The sequence below is a fragment of the Vallitalea longa genome (assembly GCF_027923465.1).
Taxonomy (GTDB): domain Bacteria; phylum Bacillota; class Clostridia; order Lachnospirales; family Vallitaleaceae; genus Vallitalea; species Vallitalea longa.
In genome coordinates, this window is the sequence record NZ_BRLB01000001.1 from 724,924 (window position 1) to 751,582 (window position 26,659).

Sequence of the window (26,659 nt, forward strand, 5' to 3'; positions counted from 1 at the left end):
ATCTCCTTATACAATATATTTAAGTTAATAAAGGCAACCTATAATCCTTTTTACATCAAACAATTAATGATAGAACTCAAAATTCATTAATCAATGCATATCTCATCATATTAACAAAACCAAACATGCGTATATGTTAGTATTTGTTCTAATTTGTTAACGCAAGCCACTGTCATATACTCTCTTTCAGTATAATCAATATTTTTTTCATCAATATCCTCGGCTATTTGTTTATATTATACTAAAAAACCCTTTTTGCGTCAATAGGTAAATGTTGTTTTATGTTTATTTGTGTTTTTTTCAATCAAATAATGTTGTTATTCCTAATAGATAATGCAAATACAAACTATAAATACATAAAAAAAACAGGTATGCTATCTCTGAGATAACTACCTATTCTATACATTCATATACATCAATATTTTTCTATTGAATATCTTCTGGAGGATATTATTAGATTGTTTCATCTATCATTATTTGAGGCTATATACCTCATGATTTTTTCTTCACTAGCATCATATCCTTCTATATCTGCTACCATTTTCCCTTGATCCATTACAAGTATTCTATCACTCATACCAATTAATTCATCAAAATCATTAGTAATCATGATTATAGCCGCGCCCGAACTTACTAAATCCATAAAAATGTTATAAATATCTATTTTGGATGCTGTGTCTATATTTGCTGTAGGTTTGTTGAATATAAATATCTTTGAATTACTGAACAACCATTTTGACAGCATCACTTTCTTCTTATTACCAGCACTTAGATATTTTAATCTTACACTTATATCTTTTGGCGTTATATTAAGCATTTCCACATAATGTCCTGTTATAAGTTTCTTAGATGAACGATTCAAAGCTCGTACTTTTTTTATGTTAGCGGATGTTATATTCTCATATATACTATTATCAAAGAATACTCCTTCATTCTTGTCTCCTATATAACATATACCATTAGTTACAGCTTGATGTGTTGAGTTCACCTTAACTTTTTTACCATCTATATATATATTTCCGTTATAATCCATGACACCGAATAGGGCTAATCCAATACTTGATTTATGAGATCCTCTCAATCCTGTAATACCAAGTATTTCTCCCTCTTTGACATCAAAATTAATATCTGAAATAACATTAGTCGATATATTCTCAACTCTCAACATTTCTCTGCCTATCCTTATGTTCCGCTTAGGATATCTTTCTCTTTTCTTGATACCTACCATATATTTAATCAACTGTCCCTTATCATATTTCTCTTTCACATCGTCTTGAATAATCTTCCCTTTGTTAAGCACTGTAATATGATCAGCTATTTCCAAGATTTCATCCATTCTATGAGAAATATAAATAACAGTAATATTTCTTTTTTTTATTTTTTTAATAAGTCTATTGATTATTTCGATTTCGTTTTTATCTAATAACGCTAGAGGTTCATCAATAATAATTATCTTACTTTCCATAGCTAGCGCTACAACTATTTCTATTATTTTTTGAGAAGCTACTGATAAATATTTGACTTTGGTATCTATATCAATATCAATTTCATATTCATGTAGAATATGTTGTGTTCTTTCTCTTATCTTCTTCCAGTCCACTACTCCCAATTTTTTAATACCGATCTTTGGCTCATCATTCATGAACATGTTTTCATATACCCTTAATTCCTGAAACAGACTGGTTTCATGATGTATCATATATGTTTTGTTATCATAAGTTAACTCAACAACTCCTGAATCGCAACTTTCCAGTCCCGAAAGAATTTTCATCATAGTTGTTTTCCCCGAACCATTAGAACCTATCAAAGCATATATTTTACCTTCATATACTTCAAAAGATTCAATGTCAGCAGCAACAATGCTTCCATATTTTTTAGTAACTCTTTTCATGCTTGCAAGTAACTCACCCATAAGTTTCACCCTACCCGCTGTTAAGTTTTTATAAGATTATAAACCGTTATTATCAACCATAGAAGCATATAATTTGATATCATTATTGAAATAATATTCCTTAAACATATCTGGTATGTTCTTGTCAGCAACTATTTCCTTTATCTCATCTAACTGTGCAATACGTTTCAAACCTCTTTTACCATATTGTTTATGCTCTGCAACTAGTACTACTCTGTTTGATATTTTCTTAATTACTTCGTATAGTTCCAAATACTCCTTAGTATTAGTTGTGTATCCTAATTCACTATCTATTCCATCCACACTAACGAATGCTTTTTCAATCAAAATATTATCTAACGAATGAATAGTTTCATAACCGAAAATATCACCTGTGGCTGGATCTATTTCTCCTGCTGTTATAATCACTTTTACAGTCTTATAACTCATTATTTTCATAGCAATATTTATATTGTTGGTTACAACAACTAGTCCTTTCTTTTCCTTTAGATAATCTAATAGCTCATAGAGAATCGAGCCTCCTCCGATAAAGACAACTTCATTATCTTCAATCAATTGACTAGCCATCTTAGCTATTTTCAAATGAAGCTTATTTTTTTCATTTTTATCATCAAGAGAATTTTCTTCGGTTTTATCTTTTTTCAGAATAGCTCCTCCATATGTCTTAACAATCAGTCCTTCTTTTTCTAATTTATCTAAGTCTCTTCTTATAGTCATTTCAGACACAGATAACATTTTACTCAAGTTGACTACTTCAACAGAACCATTCTTATATAAACTTTCTCTTATCGCTTGAAGTCTTTCCATTCCAAACATACTCTTCACTCACCTGTAATCTTTTTATCTTTTTGTAAATAATAATTAATGAATAAGACTATCAATAATATAAGCCCCATCAAGAAATCTATTAAATATGTATTCATTTCCAATATACCCAAAACTCTAGATAATACACTCAATGTACAAACAGAAATCATTACGCCAATGACACTTCCTTTTCCTCCATTGACATTTACTCCGCCTAATATTACGGCCACAATACTTTTTAACAAATATGATGTTCCATAATCAGCTCTTATGGAGTTATATCTGGATGTCATAATAATTGCTGCAATACCTGTTAAAATTCCTGCATAACAATATGCGAAGAATATTATTTTCTTAACATCTATACCTGAATAATTAGCAGCTGACTTGTCCTCTCCCACTTTATAAATTAGATTGCCAGTCTGAGTTTTTTTCAGTATATACCAAGTTACCCAACCAAATATTAGAAATATAATCATTGGTACCGGTACAAAAGCTATGCTCTCATTCCCAATCCACAAAAAAGTTGAAGGAAATTTGGATACAGCACCTCCATGAGTAATATCAAGTGCTACACCTTCAAAAAGAAGCATCATGGCAAGGGTAGCAATTATTGATTTTACACCTACAAAAGATACTAACGCTCCGTTTAATACACCACAGGCCAATCCTATAATAATCATAATTATTATACCTGATATCACCAATATACTTTCAGGTAATTTAACGCTTATCATAAATAATCCACCAACAATACCCGCCAATTTTGTCATTGCTATAACTGAGAGATTAATATCTCCTAATAACATTATAACCATTACAGCTAATGCGATAAGACCAAATTCAGGTATTTGGTGCAGCATAATCATTAAATTGTTGCTAGACAGAAATTGTTCTTTACTTATTATTGCTGCAAGAATTATTGTCACTAATAAAATCATTACTTGAATAACTATTTCTTTCTTTTTACCCACAATTTCACACCCTTAGTCATATTCTACAAATTGTTTTTTATCTGTTTTTTTATTATGCCTAACATTATAACTAACCAGAACAATAAAAATTACTGCTATTAGAATTTTATGTAGAAAAACAGAAATATGAATATAGGTAAATCCATTTTTTAATATAATAATAAATATTACTCCAAATATAGTACCTTTTATAGAGCCATACCCTCCAACAATACTAACTCCTCCAAGAACCAGCATAATAATAAAAGTTATTTCATATCCACTATATCCTTCTATATATGCTTCACCAATTAAAGTAAGATGGATAAAAGCACTAATTCCAGCCATCAAACCGCAATATGCATAAGTAAATACTGTTATCCTATGCTTGTCATATCCTCTTCTTATCGCCTGCTTTTCATTTCCTCCTATTGCATATATGCCTCTTCCAATAGTAGTATATTTCAAAATGAAATAAGTAATCAAACCGATAATGATAATAAATATAATCTGAATCGGTATTCCAGCAATAGTCAGTCTACCAAACGATGTAATCTTTTGTGGTAATCCAAGTATATATCTTTTTTTTATAAAATATTTAATCATACCCCTATATATAGTCATTGTAGCTATAGTGATAATGACCGAAGATACATTTAGTTTTGACACTAACATACCATTAATCCATCCCAAAACCATACCTAAAACACAAGCGATAATAAAAGCCTGCCATACGTTGATACTATACATTTTTAGAAGCTGTGCCACTATCACAGCAACAGAAGCTATCATAGAACCAATAGATAAATCTATACCACCTAGTATCATGACTAACAATACTCCAAATGCACCAATAAAATAAACAGCATTACTCTTAAACAGATAAGACAACTCCGAAATTTTAATAAAATTAGGATTAATGGAGGAAATCAATAAAACGAATAAAACAGATATTATTGCCAAGTAATACTCTTGAGCTATTTTATGTTTCTTCTTCATAGTATAGATATACACCTCCAAAGACAATGCTTATTAATTTAGTATCATATACTTTGCAAAAAATGTCAATACTTTATCTCTTCCATTTGGTAGTTTTAGTTAGAAAATCACAAAAAACATCATTTTATATATAATTCAACTATCAAACCTTCAATTTTATGGGGAAATAAAGAATTATTGTTTTGGTTTACAGAATAAAACAAATGTAAGTTTAGATAGAAAATATCAATGAAATAATAATCATACATATATTAATACGCACTAATATCAAAAAAGATCAGCAATATCTAACTTATTGCTGATCTTTTATAATTTTTATAAATCATAATACATCTCAAATTCTATTGGATTAGGCATAATATTAACTTTTGTTGCATCTCTCCTAATACGCTTCAATTGATCCTTGACTATACCTTCAGTAAACACTCCACCGTTAAGTAGGAATTCATAATCCTTTTCTAGTTCATCTGCAGCCTCTTCAAGAGATTTTGGCAATCCTTTTATCTTAGCTTTTTCTTCATCTGGAAGATCAAAAATATTAACATCATAAGGTCCATAACCTTCTTTTGTAGGATCTATCTTGTTAATAATTCCATCCAACATAGCCATCATCAAAGCCGAGAAAGCTATATATGGATTACATGTTGCGTCAGATGGTCTAAATTCAAAACGTTTCGCTCCTGGTTTCTTAGCATATCCTGGTATCCTGATTACAGAACTTCTATTAGCAGTTGCAAAACAAACACTAACTGGAGCTTCATAGCCAGGTACAAGACGTTTATAAGAATTAGTACTAGGATTAGTAAAAGCCATAAGTGCTGGTGAATGTTTTAGAATACCTCCTATAGCATATAAAGCTGTATCACTCAAACCAGAGTATCCATTCTCATCATAAAAAACTGGCTTCTCATCTTTAAATAATTGGAAATGAACATGCATTCCATTCCCTGCTTCACCAAATATTGGTTTAGGCATGAAAGTAACTGTCTTACCATTTCTAACAGCTTCATTTTTCAAGACATACTTAGTAAGCATTGTTCTATCAGCCATTTCCAATAAACCACTGAAACTCAATTCAAATTCAAGTTGTCCAGGTCCACCTACTTCTGGATGATGATATTTAACGGGTACGCCAAGTTCCTCAAGCATTATCATCATTTTATTTCTAAGATTATAATTGACATCATTAGGAATATCTACATGATATCCATCATGATGGCTAACTTTGAATCCCAGATTCTTAGTATCCCTGTTTCCCATATTCCAATCTGCTTGATCTGAATCCAAATAAACTTCCATATGGTTAGGAGTAGTTTTATATGAGATGTGGTCAAGGATGTAAAATTCAAATTCTGGTCCATATAAAGTTTTATCTGCTATACCAGTTTCCACCATATATTTCTCTGCCTTTTCGGCAACATATCTTGGGTCACCTTCAAACCTCTCAATTTTATCTCCTATTGCATAAATATTGCCAATCATAGTAATCGTAGGTACTTCATTAAAAGGATCTACAAATGCACTGCTTAAATCAGGAATAAAAACCATATCTGATTTTTCAACTGTTAAAAATCCATAACTTGAACCATCGAACCCAATACCATCTTCTAAAGTTTTTTCTGTGAATCTTGCTGTAGGAATTGTTAAATGATGCCATTTTCCCGCTAGATCAATTACTTTGAAATCAATTACTTTTATTTCGTGTATTTTGCAATAATTTTTCAGCTCACCTAAATTTTTAAACATATAGCATCCCCCTAAATCATAAGTTTTGGTAACTGCATTTTAAAACATATTATGTCTTATTACAACACGAAATAGCTTATATAATTATTAAATGAAATATTCCTTATTAAATTAATTTTATAGTGGAAATACTTGCTATAAAAAGCCAATTGGCTTCCAATACTAGTGATATATTTTAAAAACATTCACATCTCTCTCATCCGTTAAAACCAACCTATGGCGGGTAAACAAAAAGAGCATTTACTCCAAAGTAAATACTCTTTTCTTCAAATCATGTTTGTGGAAAATTTCACACCCCAAGGGGGGTCAGTGAAGATACGTCGTGGTAACCCAACTTCCTATTTTACAGTTACACTTACTGTATCCGTTACAACTTCATCAACACCACTAGCATCAATAACATCTGTTACAACTTCTACACCTAAAACATAATCATCTTCATCAACTAAAGTATTTTCAGCTATTTTAATCCTGTTTGCATTTGTAGTTAAAGCATTATCAAATGTAACTACTACTTGCCCACCTGTTATCTCTACAATGTCATTACTATCTAAAGGTTCGAAATTATTACCATCTGTTGCTATTTCTATATTTGATTTAAAATCATATATAAAATTAGTATACTCATTAATTTTTTTACTAAATGTTAACGTAACTATTTTATTAGTTTCATCGATTTCTGCACTTTGCAATTCTGGTATTAATTTCCATTCTCCAACTCCTGCGTCAATATCATTTTTAATAATATCTGAATCAATATTTTTTATTAGAATTTCCCCACTAGATGGATTGTTGCCAGATGTTTCATTTCCCTTATAAAATACCATTTTTCTTGTACCAGCATTTATCATCATATATTCCTCTCTTATGCATTCTTTAGAAAATGATTCTAACTGCTCATTATTTTCGTTATAACAATATAAGCCTGAAACGTCACTAATATTTTTAAGATTCATTTCATTTTCAACATAAATTGTATTAGAGCCACCACTTATATTTGCATACCAACCATCTTCTGCTACTATACTATCATTATCGTTATATTGTATAGTATTATTACCATAGTCATCAAGCTTCTTTATTGCTTCAGCATCTTCGGTCGTTAATTCTATGCAAATAGTAGTATTAGCGCTACTTTGTGAATAGCAATATTTCCCCGGTTCTAAGTCATTCGTATGTCCAACTTTTTGGTAATTGCTTTGTAATTTATAAGCTACATCTGATGATGTTGTATATGTTAATTTGTTTATATTAACTTCTTGTGTTAAGTTTCCTATTATGTCAATATCTAATCGGTTATTATTTTCTATGAATTGTGAATATCTATTAGGATACGTAAAACTAATTTTTTCATCAATACTGCAATCAAAAACATTTATTATTACATCATGTATTGCTACTTCATCTTTATCCTTTAACGTACTTCTATATATTTTAATTTTATCATTATTTGTTAATGGATTTTTAAATGTTATTATTAATTTTTCACCTACAATTATTACTTCGTCATCATCACTTAAATTAACAAATTCACCATTATCTTTAGAAATATTTATATCTTGTTTAATATATTCTACATCATTAAATCCAATATTTTTATTAAATTTTAATGTTAGTATCTTATGAGTTGCATCAATTGTTTTATGTGTAAGCTTTGGTGCATCTATCCAATCCTTATCATCTATTACAATACCATTATTTATTATATCTTCTGTAACTTTAATTATCTTAATTTCTCCACTTAATTTAAAATTATACTCATCTTTAGTAAATATAAGCTTATCTGTTCCTTCATCTATCCAAAGAACATCATCATACTGGTCTATAGAACTAGATGAAAAATTATAATTATTTTTGTTATAAGAAAATACTCCCTTTGGTATTGTATTCTCAAATGTAATTTTTATTTTATTGCCAATATTAACGAACTTAGTTCCACCTTTTACATCCGAATACCAACCATCATCAGCTACTAATATATCTCCTTGTCCTACATAACAATTAGGATTACCAAGTCCTTCTAGTTTTTGTATTTTATTTGCATCTTCTTCGTTTAACTTAAGATATATTTGTGTTAATCCAATTTCTTTTCCATCAATATGTGTTACCATTTCTATATAACTATAACTACCTGCTACTAATTTAGATGTATCATCAACTTTTACATATTTTTGTAATGTATGAAAATTTGCATTAATATCTTCTGAGTCTAAATACTTAAATTTAGTTGTATCAATATCTTCAGTTAAATTACCTTTTACAGTAAATCTTATTTCATTTGTGTTATATGCAAAGTCAACCAATATATCTTGTTCAGTATTAAAGCCAATCTCATCAATAATTGTAGTTTTAATAGTAAAGCTAATCTTTGTTATATTCCCAGCATTATCAGTCACAGTTAAAATATATTCTCCTGCTTCTGTAATATCTGTTCCTAATTTATAACTTAATGCTATATTACCTTTAGTTAGTGTTACAGTTTTAATATCTGTATCAGTTGATACTGGTGTTACCTTTGTTTGATATTCTTTATTATTTTCTACTCCTGTGATTATAGGTGCTGTTGTATCTTCTTTCCCAAAATTATCTTCGGTAACTGGTATCCAGTTACTATCATCTACTGTAATACCGTTTTCAATAAAATCATCTTTATATTTTATTATCTTCATCTCTCCACTAGTTGGATCTACAGTAGGATCATACTCTCCTTTATAAAAAACAATCTTTTTTGTATGTGTATTTACTAATATTGTCTCATTACTATTTTCATTGCCTGATAAGCGTCTAGTATCAGTTAAAATTCCATCACTACCATATACAAATACTCCACCTTGTATAGAAGTTTTTAAATTAACCTTGATATCATTACTTATTTGCATTGATTTAATACCAGCTTTTGCGTTACTATACCATCCTTCACTTGCTTCTAATCTATCATTATCGTTGTTTGGAAAATCACTAACATTACCATATCCATCAAGACTTTTAATTGCTTTAGCATCTTTGCTAAATAATTTCATATTAATATAAGTATCATCACCAATATCTAAATAACAATATTCTCCTTGTTTTAGATCTGATTTTAAATCAACGAGAACATATTTATCAGATAGCCCGTATCCATATATTGCATCTTTTGAAGTCTTGTAAATTAATTTACTTGTATCTATTGATGCTGTTATGATTCCATGTGTATTAAATCTAATTTCGTCATTATTTTCTATAAATGAAGCCACTACAATAGGATTAAAATCAATTTCATCACTAATTATCGTTTTAATAGCAAAGTTAATCTTTGTTATATTCCCAGCATTATCAGTCACAGTTAAAATATATTCTCCTGCTTCTGTAATATCTGTTCCTAATTTATAACTTACTGCTGTATCACCTTTAGTTAGTGTTACAGTTTTGATATCTGTATCAGTTGATACAGGTGTTACCTTTGTTTGATATTCTTTATTATTTTCTACTCCTGTGATTACAGGTGCTGTTGTATCTTCTTCCCCAGTATTATAATCTACTGCTGTAAATGTTGCTACAACTGCTGTTGCTGAATTACCTGCTGTATCTGATACAGTGTAAGTTACTATTACTGTATTTCCTACTGTTTTTAAGTGTTCTCTTGCTGATGTTAAATTTGTTACATTAGCTTCACTATCATCACTTGTATATGCTATTTTAATTTTAGATGTTATATCACCATCTTTATTATCACTTGCTTTTGTAGCTGGTGCTTCCCATGTTGAAGTAGCTGATACTTCTACATTTGAACTAGCTACATTTTCTATTACAGGTTTTGTTGTATCAGATGTTGATGTAGATGAACTTCCACCTGATGAATGATGGCTACTGCTTGAACTGCTTGATTTCGTAGATGTACTTACGTTACTGCCTTTTTTTATTGTTTTTCCGTTTGCTTTTACATCTGTTGCATCATTAGCTACTTTTTTGACTTTACCATCTATGTCTATGTCTGTTCCCTTAGCATCCTTATCTATTGATAGTTTTCCTACCTCTGCACCTCTATCTACTGATAAATCTGTTTTTTCTTCTAATGCAATGCTTTCAACCTTAGTTCCTTTTTTCATTTCTATTTTTGCACCTTCAGCTTTTGATACTAAGCTCTTAACTGTAGCTTTTAGCATTTTTACTGTTGGTATTTTTCTATCATCATTACCTTTGATTTCTACTTGCTCTATATCACAATCATCAAAAGTCAATTCATTTGATGAACTGATTGTTACACCTTCAAAATCTCCACTAAACTCTGCATCTTGCTCACATGGAACTTTTTCTGATACTTCTACATCTTTAAAACCATTGTATTTCTTAGCAATACTTTCCTCTTCTAATTTAGCTCCCGATTCTAGTATTACATTTTTGATGTTTGATTCTCCTTTTGATACTAAACGTACTTTACCATTTGCTTTGTTGACTATTACATCTTCAATTGTAGAATCAATAAAATAAACGCTGTTTTCTCCACCACCGTTTATATATGTCTTACCTGATACTTCTACATTTTGCAATGTAACTTCTCCTTCTTCGATACCCTCTGTTAAATATAAGTCTCCTTGTATTTCAACATCTTTTAAAGTTACACCTGATGTATTAATTATTGCAGACCCTTTTAATTTTTGATTTGAATATGTACCTTTTTTGTTAAAATATCCTTTGATTACGTTATCTACCATTTTTAATGCTTCTGAACGCTTTATAACATTACTTGGCTTGAAGCTTCCATCTGGATAACCATTTATAAAACCTTTGGAATACAATACCTTAACTGGCTCTGACGCATACTCTGATATTTCATATGTATCGGTAAAAGTCTTACTTTCACTGCTTTTAGTTGTTTGCATCTGTAATACATTGTATAGTATTGTTGCCGCTTGCTCTCTATTTAATTCCTTTGTTGGAAGTGCCTTAGCATCTACAAAATCCTTTAAATAGCCTGCTTGCTTAGCTTTTGCAAAGTTATCTGTGTACCATTGACCACTCTTCACATCGCTGTAGTTCTTACTTGCTTTCTCTGTAAAATTAAAAATCTTGTTTATTATTTTTACAAACTCTGCTCTTGTTATGTCATCATTTGGATGAACAGTTCCATCATTGAAGCCATTAATAACTCCATTACCTGCCCATTTATTTATGCAATCTTTAGCCCAATGTCCCTGTAGGTCGCTAAAATCTGCATAAGCAAACGATCCCGTAAATAGAAACGTTAGGATGAATATAAATATTAATTTTGAATTTCTAAAATTATTGTTCATTTTTTTCCTCCTAAAATATATTATAGTCTTTATAGTAATATATAGACATATAAATATTAGTGTAGCCCCATATATAGAACTTGTCAATTAAAATTTGTATTATTATGTAATTAATTGACGTATTTAGAAATATATTGACAAATAAAATATTTATTTTATTACAATGTGTAATCTATAATTACTTTTTTCTAAATACAATAATTATTTTTCTGAATAATTTTCTTTAACTAAAAAAATCAGAAAAGCATATTATATATAGCTCCTCTGATTAGTTAACTATCTTTAATTATGATATGTTTTTAATTATATAACACAATATATTAAATCATTCATCCGACATATGCATTTTTTAATAGATTGACATTTAATTCAAGGCTACTGCCTATAAATTAACAATGTCAAAAAGATATGTAACATAACTAATTTCACAGTCAATACTAGATCGTCCAGTTTCCTTACTTTATGTAGATTCTACAATAGGTTAATATTCGCACATTTACGCAAAAATAACTCCCCTTAATGTATCACAAATCCAAAAATCAATTACTCAATCTTCAGCATCATGAACTTTCTACAAATAAAAAGAGTTATATCTATGTCTATATTTATTTAATTAATGTATCCCAAATCATTGGGTCTGGACTAGCTATTATAGAATGGCTTACAAGCTTATCCTTCTCAGTAACATATTTTATCGCAGCCTTAGAGGAAGCTTCTACCGCCGCTACTTCACCAGCAAAAAATACTAAAGCCTTTCCACCTAATTCTCTAGCCATCTTTATCTTAAGTATATAACATCTAGCTGTCTTAGCTATCATATCAGCTGCCTCAATAAGACATGGCACATTAGAAGTTTCTATTATTCCCATCGCTTCATCTTTATTTATCTCATACTTACCATTGAAGGCATCAAATACGCTATCGTGAGGATTACCTAATATAAAATAATCACTTACAATCTCTTCATACTCTATACTCTTCTCAATAGCCGCATTGATTGAACTTAACTTACCACGAATAATAACCATATATTTTCCAGGACATGTTATAATAGATTTAACAATAATTACATTAGCTGCTTTCACCATCAAATCAGTTACGCTTATACCCATTGCAATATTCTTAAACTCCACCATACCTAAAGCATACTCCATCATTACCACCTCTATTACCTAAAAAGTATCTAAAATATCATTCTCATCATCTATAATACCAACAACTGCCGCATCAATAGAAGCCTCTTTCAACGCTCCTATCCTAGCTGCACTCCCTAGTGCCACCAACACAAAATCACCTATACCAGCACCAACCTGATCAACCGCAACAATCCTCTTATCAGTTCCCATATTAGAAGCACTTTCAATAACTAAGAATTTACTTCCAACCAGATTATTAAGCTTCCTAGTCGATACCAAAGTCCCTATCACTTTACCAATAATCATATTATTTTTTCACCTACCTACACCTACTCATATTTAATCCCATTATTAAATTAATCTATAATAAAATTTCTCATATTATTCAATTATCCAAATTACCAATACTATCTAACTATCTAAACTACATATCCGTCTTAGAACAAAGAGGCTACGCCTCATAAAAGATTTCAAGGATAATAGAAAGTAGAACTTTCCTATTTAACAAGAAAAAGGGGTGTAAAGTGTTAGAATCACGCAAACCGACTACTCCTCAGGGTAAGGCAAGTGATTCTAACACTTTACACCCCGCTAACAAAACTACATCTTACACCAATATCTCTACACTATCATTACACTTAATACCAAGAGCATTCGCCTCATCAGTATCAATATGCATCTCTAACCTATAACTTTCATGAACACGAACTAGTACATTAGTCAATATGCCACCTCTGTCACTAGAAACTCTAACTTTCACAATCTGTTTATCTTTTACACCATATTCTCTAGCATCCTCTGACGACATATGTATATGTCTCATTGCTATAATACACCCATTATCAAGTGATATAGCACCTTTTGGTCCAACCAATGTAATAGGTGCCGTATTATCAAGATCACCCGATGGTTTTACAGGAGGATTAAGCCCAAGTCTGACAGCATCAGTTTTAGAAACTTCAACTTGAGTTCTCTCACGTATAGGTCCAAGAACTCTGACATTTTCAATAGGTCTAAGTTTCGTTCCAACAATAGTTACTGTTTCCTTTGCAGCATACTGGCCACCCATTAACTCCTTGATAGGTGTCAATTCATACCCTTTTCCGAATATTTTATCAACATCTTCTCTGCATAGATGAACATGCCTAGCAGAAACACCTATAGGTATAACGCTTTTTTTTGAATTAATCTGTTCTAATACTTTTTTTGATATCAAATCAACTAATGCTGATTGGTCCACGCTGCATCAATCCTTTCGCTTTCATTAGATACTATAATGAAAGTTAAAATATATACCATTCTAGTTCATTATTATCAACATCATCTATCTAAGAATAAGCCACAAACTTATATGGCTTACTTAGTCCTATTAAAGAGAAATATTAATTAGTATATATCTTATTTAATACATGGTAATATCTTTTCAATATCTGAATGAGGTCTTGGTATTACATGAACTGCAACTAATTCTCCAAGTCTTGATGCTGCTTCAGAACCTGTTTCAGTTGCAGCCTTTACTGCTCCTACATCTCCTCTTACCATAACACTTACAAGTCCTGAACCTATTTTCTCAGTTCCTATCAAAGTTACATTAGCTGCCTTAACCATTGCATCTGCTGCCTCTATCGCCGCTACTAATCCTCTTGTTTCTATCATACCTAAAGCTTCCATTCTCTTTTCCTCCTTATTTTTCTTAATAATATTTTCATTTATTTTCTTATTATCTTTAGTTTCTTCTGATACTGTATTCTTCTTGCTTTTCTTAGATTTCGTAGTATTCTTTATATTTTTATCTTCTGTGTTTTCCAATTTCTTTTCTTCATTTTCGTCTACAGCTTTAATTTCTTTTTTCATAATTCTGGCATATTCACCACCATCTTAGAATTTATATTTCTCAGAACTCATCTTTATCAATTTATCTAATTCTTGATGAGGTCTTGGAATCACTGCGTGAGCTACTAGCTTAATATTTCTCATATCTCTCACATAATTAACAGCTTCTGTTACAGATGAAACTGTTCCTGTCACAATAATAGTTACAAGCCTTCCACCTAATTTCTTTTCCCATGTCACAAATTCTACATCAGCAGTTTTTAACATACCATCTAATGCATTTATTGCTGGCACTAATCCTGATATTTCAACTAAGCCTAAAGCCTTCACTATTTTTCTTCCTTTCTATATATAACTTAACAAATTACTTTTTTGCTAAAATTATATATCTATCTGTATTTCTAATACAATCAGTCAATACATCAATTAACTACCAATTACATAGAAGTTCCTTCAATTTTGCAGACAACAGATTATATTATCTCGGATAAGATCATCAGTTCAATCTTAGAGCATAGAACTAAAATCCATTGTCTGCAATAAATATAGAGGAGTAAAAATCTAATGATTATTTTATGCTTGGTAATATCTTCTCAATATCTGTGTGAGGTCTTGGAATTACATGAACTGCAACCAATTCACCAAGTCTTGATGCTGCTGAAGAACCAACTTCAGTAGCTGCCTTTACTGCTCCAACATCTCCTCTTACCATAACACTTACAAGTCCTGAACCAATCTTTTCAGTTCCTATCAAAACAACATCCGCTGCCTTTACCATTGCATCTGCCGCCTCTATAGCTGCTACTAATCCTCTTGTTTCTATCATACCTAAAGCTTCTTGCATAATTATTTCCTCCTTGAATTTTATTTTAATCTGATTATTTTATATTTCATATAACTATTTATATAAATTAATAGCTATCCTTTCAAACAATTAAGATTTAACATCTTCTCTGTCTCTTCTGTAGGTCTTGCTATCAGATGCTTTGAATATACACCAGATATGTTATTTGCAGCGTTTTCTGCTGCTTCTATTGCAACTTTCACATCGTCTATTCCACCACGAATTTTCAAGCACACTAACAATGGAACAGGTAATTTATCTGCATTTAGAGGTTTATTCTTGTCAAATGATTCAATAGTAACATCTCCTGCTTTACATGCTGCATCAGCCGCAACAAAACCTGCAACTAATCCAAAAACCTCCAAAAGTCCAACTGCCTGATTCATAAATAACATCCTTTCTCAGCATCAACTAAAAGTAACTCATTTGTTAACATATGCTATCTTAATTCCTGTTTGTTTCATATTAGTATCCATTGCTTCATTAAGCTCATCTAATGGATATTCATGTGTGATAAGGTCATTAACAGGTAAATTAATACCTTTTGCCCTTCTCAAGAAATCTAAAGTAATAGGATAATCTGATACTTTATATACCCATGAACCTACTGCTGTAATTTCTTTATTACACATATCAAAGTGAGGATTTATTGAACAATTTCCATTATCAACGAAGAAACCAACCTCACATAATCCTCCACCACGTTTAACAAAGCCCCATATATTAGCTGCTGCTTGTGGAACACCTGTACATTGGAAAGCGAAATCTGCACCAACTTTAGTAATTTCTTTTATTCTTAATTTCAATTGTTCATTATCTTTATAATGTCTGAAATTAACAGTATGCTTAGCTCCTAATTTCTTAGCCATTTCCAGACGATTGATATCACCATCTACGGCAATGATATTTTCAACACCCATAGTACGTACAACAGCCATAACCATTAATCCTATAGGTCCACAACCTTGAATGATTACATTACTGTTAAATGAAAGTAATCCTGTTGATTTAGCTCTCTCTACAGCATGAACTGCAACTGCAGCAGGCTCAATTAACATTCTAGTCTTCAGATCCATATCATTAACTTTGAAATATGTAGATCCTTTTCTAATAATCAAATATTCACTAAACCATCCATTAAATTTCTTATCATCATCAGCAATCAACCCATATATGCCGGAATTCTCGCAAAGATTATCCCTATCAGACATAGTAAGGCAGTTATGACATTCTCCACATGGAATGGTACAAGTAACAATCTTATCCCCAATTCCAATAGAATTACCAACAGTATCTTGATTAATATTTTTACCAATCTTAACTATCTCTCCAGTTCCCTCGTGTCCCAAAACAACAGGAATCAATGAAAAAGGATCATTCTTATACTCATGTACGTCAGTCCCACATATACCGCAGCCTTCAACCTTAATCAACATCTCATCATCACTAATATCAGGGATTTCAAACTCTTTAACTTCAATCTTCCTTTTTTCAGTCAACATAGCTACCTTAGCTCTCTTAGGAACTACTGGACTTGAAACTCTATCAATCCCTTTAACTTCCTGTCCCTTATCACCTGATACTTCACTAATAACTTGCTTAACAATCGACTCAATATCAATACTATTCAATTCCATATCTATTCTCGTTCTCCTCTCCATTTTTATATGATTCTTGTAATCAGTTGTCTGTTGTTCCACATCATTATACTCTCCGGTCTTTCAAACCGAAGGGTGACCCTTACCTTATACATAAACTCTCTGCCATGACACATCTTCTCTTCTTAGTAAATGAACTTGCTGAAGTAAGTCCTTCACCTGTCCTGCTGGCAATTGTAAAAGTACAATATCCTTCACCACCAAAACCTAATGCCGCATATGAAGGAGCGTTCTTAACAAATATAGCTGTATCAATCAACTTCCCATACTTAGTCAAATTATCAATGTTCTTAGAATGCATATGAGCCGAATGCCTATTACCATGTTCAAGATCAACTGCTAAATCAATCGCCGTATCTACATCACTAACTCTTACGATTCCTAATATAGGCATCATTAATTCCTCAGTAACTAACGGATGATTACCTTCTGCTTCAAAAATGATACACTTGATGTTTTCATCCACTGTGATTCCTATAGCATTTAAAATATAACTAGCATCTTTTCCTACATATTCTCTGTTCAAAACAACTTTACCATTTTTATTAAGTAAAACAGTATTAGTTAACTTATCAATATACTTTCCTTCAATCTTATAGCTTCCTGCTTCTTCCATATAATAAATCAACTCATCAGCAACTTCTTCTACCACAACAACTTCTTTCTCCGCGATACATGGTAGATTATTATCAAATGTAGCTCCATTAAATATGTCATAAGCAGCTTTCTTAATATCTGCTGTCTCATCAACGACTACTGGTGGATTACCTGCTCCAGCTCCTATGGCTCTTTTTCCAGAAGACAATACCGCTGTTACAACTCCCGGTCCTCCTGTAGCAACCAAAAGTCCAATACTCTTATGTTTAAACATTACATCTGCACTTTGAAGAGTTGGTTTCTTAACAGAACCAGCAATGAAATTAGGTCCTCCCACTTCTACAGATGCTTTATTAACTAACTCAACAGCATAATTAGAAACATTCAATGCTCCAGGATGAGGATTAAATACCACAGTATTACCTCCTGCAAGCATTCCTATAGTATTACAAATAACAGTCTCACTAGAATTAGTAGATGGTGTGATAGCTCCTATAACACCAAAAGGTCCTTGTTCAACTAAAGTCAAACCTCTATCACCAGACCAAGCAACAGTGTTAATATCTTCAGTACCAGGTGTTTTCTCAGCAACTAACTTATGCTTCAATATCTTATCACCTACACGACCCATTCCAGTTTCTTCGACACCCATTTTTGCGAGGGTTTCTGCATTCTCAATAGTCTTTTTCCTTATATTAGCTATAATTTTCTCTCTGAATTCAAAAGGCAAATCCCTAACTTTTCTCTGAGTCTTAATACTAGCGTTAATAGCCTCTTCCATGGTATCAAAAATACCATAATTAGAAGTGACACTATCCTGGTCTACATCCGTATTATTCATACTAGCAATAACACTCTTAACAATTGATTCAATATCAACATTACTAACCATTAATCCACACTCCTTCAAAAGTATCATCACATGTCATCATAATTGCTCTTGTCCATCTAACATACCGACCGCATCTCAGGATAAGGCAAGTTATCGCAACACTTTACCCTTCCTCTAACCATCAATGTACCAATGTTCCTCCATAATCAGCAAGCATAGTATCCTCTTTGGCACTACCTCCGCTAACACCGAGTCCACCAATAATTTCCCCATTATTATTCATTAGTGGTATTCCTCCACCAAATATAACAATCCTTCCATTATTGGTAAATTGTATTCCATATAAAGCTTCATTTGGCTGTGCCAATTTACTCAGCTCATATGTACTCATCTTCAAACTAACCGAAGTAAAAGCTTTATTAAGAGCAATATCATAACTTGCTATATACGCATCATCCATCACATTAATTCCAACAGGATTTCCTTCCTTATTGACTACAGCTATTACAACTTTCAAATCCAAATCTTCAGCCTTGTCCCTGACTTTATCTATTACTCTCTTAGCCTGCTCAAGATTAATACTATTCCCTGCAACCTTAACTTTACTATTCATATCGCCTAAAACATCCTTAACTCTATCTATAATCAACTGATTAAACTCTTGATATCTAGCTACTACATATAAATAATCTGACAACCTGTTAATATATTTTGGATAACTGTTATTAATATTTCTTTCCCTGCAACATCTAACTAAACTTCTCTCAGCTCTCCTGCAAACAGTCCTAGCCACATCAATCAATGCCGAAACTTTAGTTACACCAGCTAAAATGAATTTTTTTTGTATTGGATACTTACTCTCATACTCTATAATCCATTTCTCTAATTCATTTACTTCATCTTCAACTAATTTGTTATCATTATCTAATCCAGCAATAACACCCATAAGCTTAATCAGACTAGTCTGCACTTTCTCCAATTGTTCAATCATTATCTTATCATTCAAATAAGCTTTAACAAGACCAATACTAGATGTTAATTCATCAAAATTACCATTAGTTTCTATGAATATACTATCTTTATCCACAGAAGTACCATTAAATAACTTCGTATATCCACTATCTCCTGTTTTTGTAAACACATGATTTTTACTTCCCATGCTGATCTTTTCCTTTCACCAAAGAATAAAATATCAAACCAGAGAATCTAAAACAACAATAATCTCTTTTAACAACCTACAATCTAAAAGGTATCCCCTTAACATATCTAGCCGCATTGCTCCCCAATCCCCTATAATCAGAAAGATCAGTTATATTCATCTTCAAAAGAGGCTCATCACTCTTGAGATTGCTAACATGCAAAACCACATGATTACCAACAGCACTCACACCAACTCCTAATAATGAACTCTCCGCAGCCCTATAAGCAGTCACAATAGGATCAAACTCTCTAGTCTCATAACAATAACTAAACAATCCCTCTTCTTCTATTCCTGCCAATATATCCTTGACATATCTTTTATTCTGCTTCGAATAACACACATGTATCTCAGGTCTTCTATTCTCCATACAATCACCTTAAAATCTTATAATAATTAATTAACCAAACTATCATCAACTAACTCTATTCACTACCCACTTGCACACTCCCTTTATCCCGCAGGGATAAAGTGCAAAATCCATTACTCTCACTACTTCCATACCTACACAACTAATATCTTTCACACCGAAGGGTAAAGTGTTATAATCACGCAGACCGACCGCTTCTCTGGGTAAGGCAAGTGATTATAACACTTTACCCTGACCTTTGTAGGACATCAAAAGCCCCGTCGCCACTGCATTCCTAGGTCCTTCACAATTTCTGATATTCCCTCTCCCCGAAACTATCTTATGCTTAGATAATTCCTCTAAAATAAGATCCGGAATCTCAAAATCCAATGCACTACCACCAACCAGAACGATATTAGGTATATTCCTCAGTCTGTTATCAGGTGCTATCATATTAAGTGCACGTACAGCATTTTGTACAAAAACTTTCTTTTTGATACTTTTCCTTATTTCCACAATCTTTTCCATAGTAATATTACTATTTATAGGAATCATTTTTTCTTTATCCATAACAATAACTTTACCGAATAGTTTTGGCGATAAAGGTTTTTCGTAGAATTTTATATCCTTATTTTCCATTCTTATATGAAACAAACTTTCCACCTTAGCTAAAGGGTTCCTTTTGATATGCTCACATAAATTCAAATCATTAAGCCCTAACTCAGTATTAATCAAAAGAGTAATCAACTGTCCTGCTCCAGCCAAATGAACAGATTTCACTAATCCATTTTCATCTAATATAGCAGCATCTGTTGAACCTCCACCAAGATCTAGTATAGCCAAAGGAAGTGTTGTACCTGGTGTAGTCCAAGCACCCAAAGATGCCATTACTGCTTCTACACCTGCAATCTTCACATACACACCCGTTTCATTCTGTAATTTATCAGCTATCTTCTCCATGGGTAAATGTTCCGTCTTAACCATAGCCGCTATTCCAACAGCATTTTCCATAGAAACCTCTCCAGCTAAAGCACCTTTTACATCCATAGGAATCAAAGTATCCACTGCGAGAATATCTTGTATCTTAACTGAATTATCATTACCTGTTAAATCTTGCATACTCTTTTTAATATTATCTATCATGATTCCAATATTAGTACCTGATTCGCCTTCAATATCAACTATAGGAGCTGCTTTATTACTCGCTCTCATGATTTCATCTGCACCTAGATCAACTTGAACTCTCTCCAAGGACTTCTCACCATATATAGACAATTCACCAGCTTGAATGGCTTGTTCTTTTACAGAACCCTTAGGAGTTCTAATAAAAATTGCGGACCTGCTACCAACGAAACTCTTAGCAATAGGTACTACATGTTTTGTCTCTTCCGCATTAAGACTAAATATAGAAGCAATACCGTAAGGATTAGACAACTTAATAATGCTATGACCTTCAGGTGCAACCTCTACAGCCGCTTTCATTCCTATCTCAATCTTATCAATATACTTGACTTCATCTACTATTGGAATTTTCTTATTTAACCTATTATATATAAGTACCGCTTCATCTTTCTGGACTACCACAGCACTTATCTCATATGTCCTCATTAATTCATTAATCATTGAAGCAGCTTTTTCATAATCGATATGTTCATTAACTAAACAAATATACGCTCTATCAACTTGTAACCTATCTATCTCATCAACAGGATATATATACCCAGTCCCTAACCCTGCACCAGCAGGTGTGTCAGGATTATGTCCAATCATAGTTGACTCTGTAATGATTGTCTCAGTAATCGTTTCCATAGCAGTATCACCAATAACAGGAGCCGCTTCATTGATTCTTATAACAGACAGGTCTTCAATCTTTCTATGAATCTTACCTAAAGCATCTGTTAAAGCTCTGGTGATCCCTTTAACATTACTAGGAGTCCCTTTAGTACCAGTCGTCTCCACACTTGCACTAGACAAGAACTTAAGCATTCCTTTATCATCAATCTGCCCAACACATACTTCAGTTGTTGAATTTCCGATATCAACCCCTGTAATATACTTCATCATCCATCACCCTTATTTCAATCAACCTATATCCAATTAGCCTATCATATCTTTCTTAGAATTCCTCTACGCTCATAGACCTTAACTGCATCCCTAATGAAATCGGCACACATTACAGCCCTATACTTCTTCTCTAGAGTATCAGCATAATCTAACAATTCATTTTTGGTAGCCCTATTAGGTCTCAACTTATCATAAATCTCAAGTATCAATTCATCCTCAACATCAGTAAGCTCACTGGCTCTATCAAAATTCTGCTGTAACTGTTTCTTACCAGCTTCATTAGCTATTTCACCTTGCAATTTTAGAGTCTCTCTGGATATCTTTATATCTTCAGATGTGACACTACCATCTAAAACACTTTTCATGTTAATACTATCTAATTTTTTACCGGTATGGCTTTTAACCATATCCTTAGGCAAAGGGTATTTAATCATATAATCTCATTCCTTTCCCCACTAACAGACACCAGACAATCTAATGTCTATTGATTTTTTCATATTATCCACATATTCAGTCTCTCTGGTATGCATTAAAGCTGCTTTCACCTGATATTTAGCCCTGACAGTAAAATCGTTTTTACTCTCAATAGGTTTGACCTGTACTCCTTTAGCATATCTTGCAGCATTTTTTCCTATCTGCCTGTATATGTCAAGAGTCAAAAGTGGTGCTTGTGGGAATAATTCTAAATTAGTTAGGGGATATAGATCTTTTTGGTGAATTAAAGCTGTTCCTTTGGATTGAATACCTACTGATACTCCTGATCCAGACATATTAGCGGCTTCTTTTCCTATAAAGGCTACATCAGAAGTCTTATATACTTTTATTACCCTAGGCACCATTCCTTCTTCTTCAACTCCAGCCATAATTTCTTTTATAACTTTCTCATGCTCCAGATTATTAATCGTATTCTTGATTACACTACCAAAAGCTGGACCTACACCTATTACAACTTCTTTTCTATTCATTCCACGATTAGATTTCTGAATATGTTCAAAAATCGAACTATGAATATCTTTGCTGTCTTCTTTATCTACAATTCTTTTGTTGCTAAGCTCTTTTACAACCAACTTGGTAATCTGTTCAATCAATTCATTAGTTACTTCCACATTTTCACCACCTCTATAAATCATCAAGATTAATAATGTGTGGAATCTCTTTTATTTCTTGCCATCTTTCACCTGATACTCTATAACCTGTACCTGGTCCCATATAATCATTTTTCATATTAACAGCACTCATTACATTGAAATCTTTATCCAATATGGCAGCAGTATGTAAATAATCACCGCTTATTCTTTGTTTCAACATATTCAACAAATTTTCAGCCAATTGGGTATATGATGCTTTATGGAGCGCTTTCACAATATCAAGTCCATTGATTCCTTTGTTCATCATATCATCAATTGCAGCAAGGTCAGCAACTATATCCCTATCGGGCATATCTTTACTTCCATGTGCATAAGCTGCTGCTTCCACTTCATCATCTGTAATAGCAGGTAACTCCAATTCTCTAAATACACCTTGCAAGGCTTTTGCAGCTTTTCTTCTTACACTGATTACTTCTTCTTCTTTAACAGGTCTGAGCCCACCGTCAACCTTCAAATCTCTTTGAAGTACATTGTAATCATCGAAATCTTCTGCATCAAAGTTAGAACCGGCAAACATGTTATCATAATTAGGAGTTCCACTGTAACCTGAAAATATAAAATCTGTTCCTGGTAAGAACTGCATCATGGTTCTTGCTGTTCTTCTCTGGTCTGAGTGAGTGAAACTTTGATCATTAGAAGATGCTACTTCAAGGTCTAACATTGCAGCAATCAAGTTTTCAGCAAGTACAGCTCTTATTCCTGATGGAACAGAGGCTGGAATACCGATACAGCTTACAGAACCATTCTGTAACCCTTGAACTCCTGCACCTTTTGTAACTAGAATACATCTTGTTTCCAGATACAACATGGATTTGCTCTCTGCATTTCCCATAAGTACTTCTGAACCAGTACCTGATGTAAATCTCATCTTCAATCCTCTTGACGCATAAGCAGATGCTAAAAATGCCTTAGAATATGGTGTATCATCACCATCAATGAATACAGATTCTGTTCCATACACTGAAATGGTCTCTGCATAAGTAGTGAATCCTCTAATCCCAAGGTCAAGTTCGATAGCTTCTTCAACTGCACATTGGGTAAGTACGCCTTTTCTTCCAACTTGAGCTCCTATCAAAAGGGCTATAGCATTAAATGGCGCATATCTTGCTACTGCAACTGTTGTTTCTTCTTCTGCAAAACCTCTTAGAGCTCCTTCGGCTGCATCAGCTGCTATTTGTACAGGATTATCCTTAAGATTGGTTATATGTGCTTGATTAGAAGGCATCTTCCTAGATCTCATTTTCTGCATTGCCATCATCATTTCTACTACATTGAGATGACCTACTACTTCACATATCTTCGCAGGTGTTAATCCTGAAACGATTTCAATGATTTCTTCTCTTTTTATATGTATATCAACTAATTTCCTGGCTATATCCAGAGAATCCATTGCCATCATTTTTTCTGTCACAGCTCTATCAATAGTGTAATCTGCAATGAATTGGTCTATGAAATCAAATTCTTCTCTTGGTTTTCCATCCATTGAAGTTATTATATTTTCTTTAACTTCAACTGATGGTTTTGGGTCAAGAGGACTGTTCATTGCAATAAATCCTTTTTCAGGCCATTCGTTGATATATCCATCTTGGTTAACTGGTCTTTTATCAAGTATTTCAAATCTTTTTGAACGCTTCATACTAATCTCTCCTTAAGAGATATTATCTTAACTGTTCTATAACTCTTTTGGTTACTTCTGCAACGATTGCACTTACATCATTATCTTCTACTTGTTGTGTTTTTTCTTCTTTTTTACTTACACCGCATGTATTTGAAGCTGATTGACATAAATTAGCAGGGTGTTTACCTGTTAAATTGAACTTACTTCTTAGATCATATAATGTTTGAACTTGACTATCAGATAATTCTTTTGGTCCTCCTAGTTGCTTAGATATAAATAGTAATTGTGCATAGAATTCTAAGGATTCCATCTTATAATAAGCAGTTATCAAACTGTCACCATAGCTTAATGCACCATGATTCTCTAATAATACTGCGTCATAATTTTGAAGATATTTTTCAACTGCATCTGGTATTTCATCTGTTGAAGGTGTACCGTATTCAGCGATTGGTACACAACCTAAAGAGATTACTGCTTCTGGCATGATTGGTTGAGTAAGTGGAATACCCGCAATAGCAAAGGCAGTACCATACATTGGATGAGCGTGAACTACAGATTTAACATCTGGTCTTTGCTTATATACTCTAAGGTGCATCTTAATCTCTGATGAAGGTCTATAACCTTTGTTGGCTTGAAGTATATTTCCGTCAATATCAACTTTACATATCATATCCGGTGTCATGAACCCTTTACTTGTACCTGTTGGAGTACATAAATATTCGTTATCAGATATCTTTACACTGATATTACCGTCATTAGCAGCAACCATACCTCTATCATAAATTCTCTTACCGATTTCACAGATTTGTTTCTTTACATCATATTCACCTATCATTATTGTTTCCTCCTAACAATATGTTAAAATTCTTTGTTGTTGTTTGTTTTTCTTTTATTATCTTTGTTTAATATAATAATAGCAGAACAACAAACATTAGTCAAGTAGGATTGCAACAAAAAAACAGTCCAATTTTTACATGTTTGGACTGTTTTTTTGTTTGTTTTTATGTTTTTGTTTATTATGGTCTTCTTTTATTAATAAAATATCATCTATTGTATAAGTCTGGTACCGCTTTGCAAAAAATCTTTTACTTCATTTAACCATTTTGATGTGGATATGACTTGTCTTTGTTCAATAAGATTCTTTAGATTTTTATGTAATTGAACATAGTATTCTTTTAGTGGCATCTGAGCAATATTAATATCTTCGTTATATAGTTTTTCTACTCTGCCATCTAAATTGGCTTTAAGCTCCTGGGACCTTAGTGTTATATCTTTACCATCCAATTTATATGGAAAATCATTTTCAATATCTACACATATTTCATATATCCTAATATGTTTAGTCTTTATATCATACTGACTTTCTTCTGATAGAAATGAGTCATCAATATTACTCATATTTACAAATGTATCTTCTTCCATCTGTTCTAATTGACTAGTAATGCTTCTGGCATAAGCTTCTATAAATACCTTATATTTGTATGTAGAATAAATACATAAGGATAATAAAACAACCAAAAAAATAATATAAATATATTTCTTCTTCATATTATTGCAATAATACCTCCCTAAATAATATTATGCTGTTTGCATAGGATTAGTCACTAGTTTGTATTTGTTCTTGGTCTAAATCGAGTCATTTGAAGGCACACCAAAAATTATTGTTAGCTGATAGCTAATTTATTATATACT

Annotated in this window: 23 protein-coding genes; all 23 read right to left on the minus strand. The window is 32.3% G+C overall.

Annotation, left to right across the window (positions count from 1 at the left end; genetic code table 11):
* Positions 1-463: 463 nt before the first annotated feature.
* The 23 genes from QMG30_RS03225 to QMG30_RS03335 all read right to left on the minus strand — a co-directional run bounded on the left by QMG30_RS03225 (position 464) and on the right by QMG30_RS03335 (position 26,515).
* Positions 464-1,912, minus strand: coding sequence for a sugar ABC transporter ATP-binding protein (locus tag QMG30_RS03225; RefSeq protein ID WP_281812165.1), 1,449 nt, complete (start codon positions 1,910-1,912; stop codon positions 464-466).
* Positions 1,913-1,948: 36 nt separating this feature from the next.
* Entirely contained in the window at positions 1,949-2,728 is a 780-nt protein-coding gene (locus tag QMG30_RS03230; protein ID WP_281812167.1) for a DeoR/GlpR family DNA-binding transcription regulator, read from the minus strand.
* A 5-nt stretch (positions 2,729-2,733) separates the two neighbouring features.
* Complete coding sequence (locus QMG30_RS03235; RefSeq protein ID WP_281812169.1) at positions 2,734-3,693, minus strand: ABC transporter permease; 960 nt, start codon at positions 3,691-3,693, stop codon at positions 2,734-2,736.
* A 12-nt stretch (positions 3,694-3,705) separates the two neighbouring features.
* Complete coding sequence (locus QMG30_RS03240) at positions 3,706-4,671, minus strand: ABC transporter permease (protein WP_281812171.1); 966 nt, start codon at positions 4,669-4,671, stop codon at positions 3,706-3,708.
* Positions 4,672-4,986: 315 nt separating this feature from the next.
* Entirely contained in the window at positions 4,987-6,417 is a 1,431-nt protein-coding gene (glnA, locus tag QMG30_RS03245; protein ID WP_281812173.1) for a type I glutamate--ammonia ligase, read from the minus strand.
* Positions 6,418-6,755: 338 nt separating this feature from the next.
* On the minus strand, positions 6,756-11,690 hold the full coding sequence (locus tag QMG30_RS03250; protein WP_281812175.1) for an S-layer homology domain-containing protein: 4,935 nt from the start codon (positions 11,688-11,690) through the stop codon (positions 6,756-6,758).
* A 605-nt stretch (positions 11,691-12,295) separates the two neighbouring features.
* A complete protein-coding gene (locus tag QMG30_RS03255) occupies positions 12,296-12,844 on the minus strand; it encodes a BMC domain-containing protein (protein ID WP_281812177.1) in 549 nt (182 codons plus the stop codon).
* An 18-nt stretch (positions 12,845-12,862) separates the two neighbouring features.
* Entirely contained in the window at positions 12,863-13,132 is a 270-nt protein-coding gene (locus QMG30_RS03260; protein ID WP_281812179.1) for a EutN/CcmL family microcompartment protein, read from the minus strand.
* Between the two features lie 301 nt (positions 13,133-13,433).
* Positions 13,434-14,066 carry a phosphate propanoyltransferase gene (locus QMG30_RS03265; protein WP_281812181.1) on the minus strand — a complete coding sequence of 211 codons (633 nt, stop codon included), beginning with the start codon at positions 14,064-14,066 and terminating at the stop codon, positions 13,434-13,436.
* 158 nt (positions 14,067-14,224) lie between these two features.
* Positions 14,225-14,497 (minus strand): BMC domain-containing protein, encoded by a 273-nt coding sequence (locus QMG30_RS03270; RefSeq protein ID WP_281813388.1) that lies wholly within the window; start codon positions 14,495-14,497, stop codon positions 14,225-14,227.
* Positions 14,498-14,704: 207 nt separating this feature from the next.
* Positions 14,705-14,989: a BMC domain-containing protein gene (locus tag QMG30_RS03275; RefSeq protein ID WP_309298623.1), complete on the minus strand. Its 285-nt coding sequence runs from the start codon at positions 14,987-14,989 to the stop codon at positions 14,705-14,707.
* Positions 14,990-15,227: 238 nt separating this feature from the next.
* Positions 15,228-15,506 (minus strand): BMC domain-containing protein, encoded by a 279-nt coding sequence (locus QMG30_RS03280; RefSeq protein WP_281813394.1) that lies wholly within the window; start codon positions 15,504-15,506, stop codon positions 15,228-15,230.
* A gap of 71 nt (positions 15,507-15,577) precedes the next feature.
* Complete coding sequence (locus tag QMG30_RS03285; RefSeq protein WP_281812183.1) at positions 15,578-15,889, minus strand: BMC domain-containing protein; 312 nt, start codon at positions 15,887-15,889, stop codon at positions 15,578-15,580.
* A 36-nt stretch (positions 15,890-15,925) separates the two neighbouring features.
* Positions 15,926-17,140, minus strand: coding sequence for a zinc-dependent alcohol dehydrogenase (locus QMG30_RS03290; protein ID WP_281813396.1), 1,215 nt, complete (start codon positions 17,138-17,140; stop codon positions 15,926-15,928).
* A 103-nt stretch (positions 17,141-17,243) separates the two neighbouring features.
* Positions 17,244-18,650: an aldehyde dehydrogenase family protein gene (locus QMG30_RS03295; RefSeq protein ID WP_281812185.1), complete on the minus strand. Its 1,407-nt coding sequence runs from the start codon at positions 18,648-18,650 to the stop codon at positions 17,244-17,246.
* Positions 18,651-18,771: 121 nt separating this feature from the next.
* On the minus strand, positions 18,772-19,749 hold the full coding sequence (locus QMG30_RS03300) for a cob(I)yrinic acid a,c-diamide adenosyltransferase (RefSeq protein WP_281812187.1): 978 nt from the start codon (positions 19,747-19,749) through the stop codon (positions 18,772-18,774).
* 76 nt (positions 19,750-19,825) lie between these two features.
* Positions 19,826-20,158, minus strand: coding sequence for a glycerol dehydratase reactivase beta/small subunit family protein (locus tag QMG30_RS03305; protein WP_281812189.1), 333 nt, complete (start codon positions 20,156-20,158; stop codon positions 19,826-19,828).
* Between the two features lie 216 nt (positions 20,159-20,374).
* On the minus strand, positions 20,375-22,198 hold the full coding sequence (locus QMG30_RS03310) for a diol dehydratase reactivase subunit alpha (protein ID WP_281812191.1): 1,824 nt from the start codon (positions 22,196-22,198) through the stop codon (positions 20,375-20,377).
* Positions 22,199-22,242: 44 nt separating this feature from the next.
* Positions 22,243-22,635 (minus strand): diol dehydratase small subunit, encoded by a 393-nt coding sequence (locus QMG30_RS03315; protein ID WP_281812193.1) that lies wholly within the window; start codon positions 22,633-22,635, stop codon positions 22,243-22,245.
* Positions 22,636-22,656: 21 nt separating this feature from the next.
* Positions 22,657-23,307 (minus strand): propanediol/glycerol family dehydratase medium subunit, encoded by a 651-nt coding sequence (locus tag QMG30_RS03320; protein ID WP_281812195.1) that lies wholly within the window; start codon positions 23,305-23,307, stop codon positions 22,657-22,659.
* Positions 23,308-23,320: 13 nt separating this feature from the next.
* Positions 23,321-24,985: a propanediol/glycerol family dehydratase large subunit gene (locus QMG30_RS03325; protein WP_281812197.1), complete on the minus strand. Its 1,665-nt coding sequence runs from the start codon at positions 24,983-24,985 to the stop codon at positions 23,321-23,323.
* A 22-nt stretch (positions 24,986-25,007) separates the two neighbouring features.
* Positions 25,008-25,802 carry a class II aldolase/adducin family protein gene (locus QMG30_RS03330; protein ID WP_281812199.1) on the minus strand — a complete coding sequence of 265 codons (795 nt, stop codon included), beginning with the start codon at positions 25,800-25,802 and terminating at the stop codon, positions 25,008-25,010.
* 212 nt (positions 25,803-26,014) lie between these two features.
* The gene (locus QMG30_RS03335; protein ID WP_281812200.1) at positions 26,015-26,515 is read right to left on the minus strand and encodes a hypothetical protein; all 501 of its coding nucleotides are present in this window, start codon (positions 26,513-26,515) and stop codon (positions 26,015-26,017) included.
* Between the last annotated feature and the right edge of the window lie 144 nt (positions 26,516-26,659).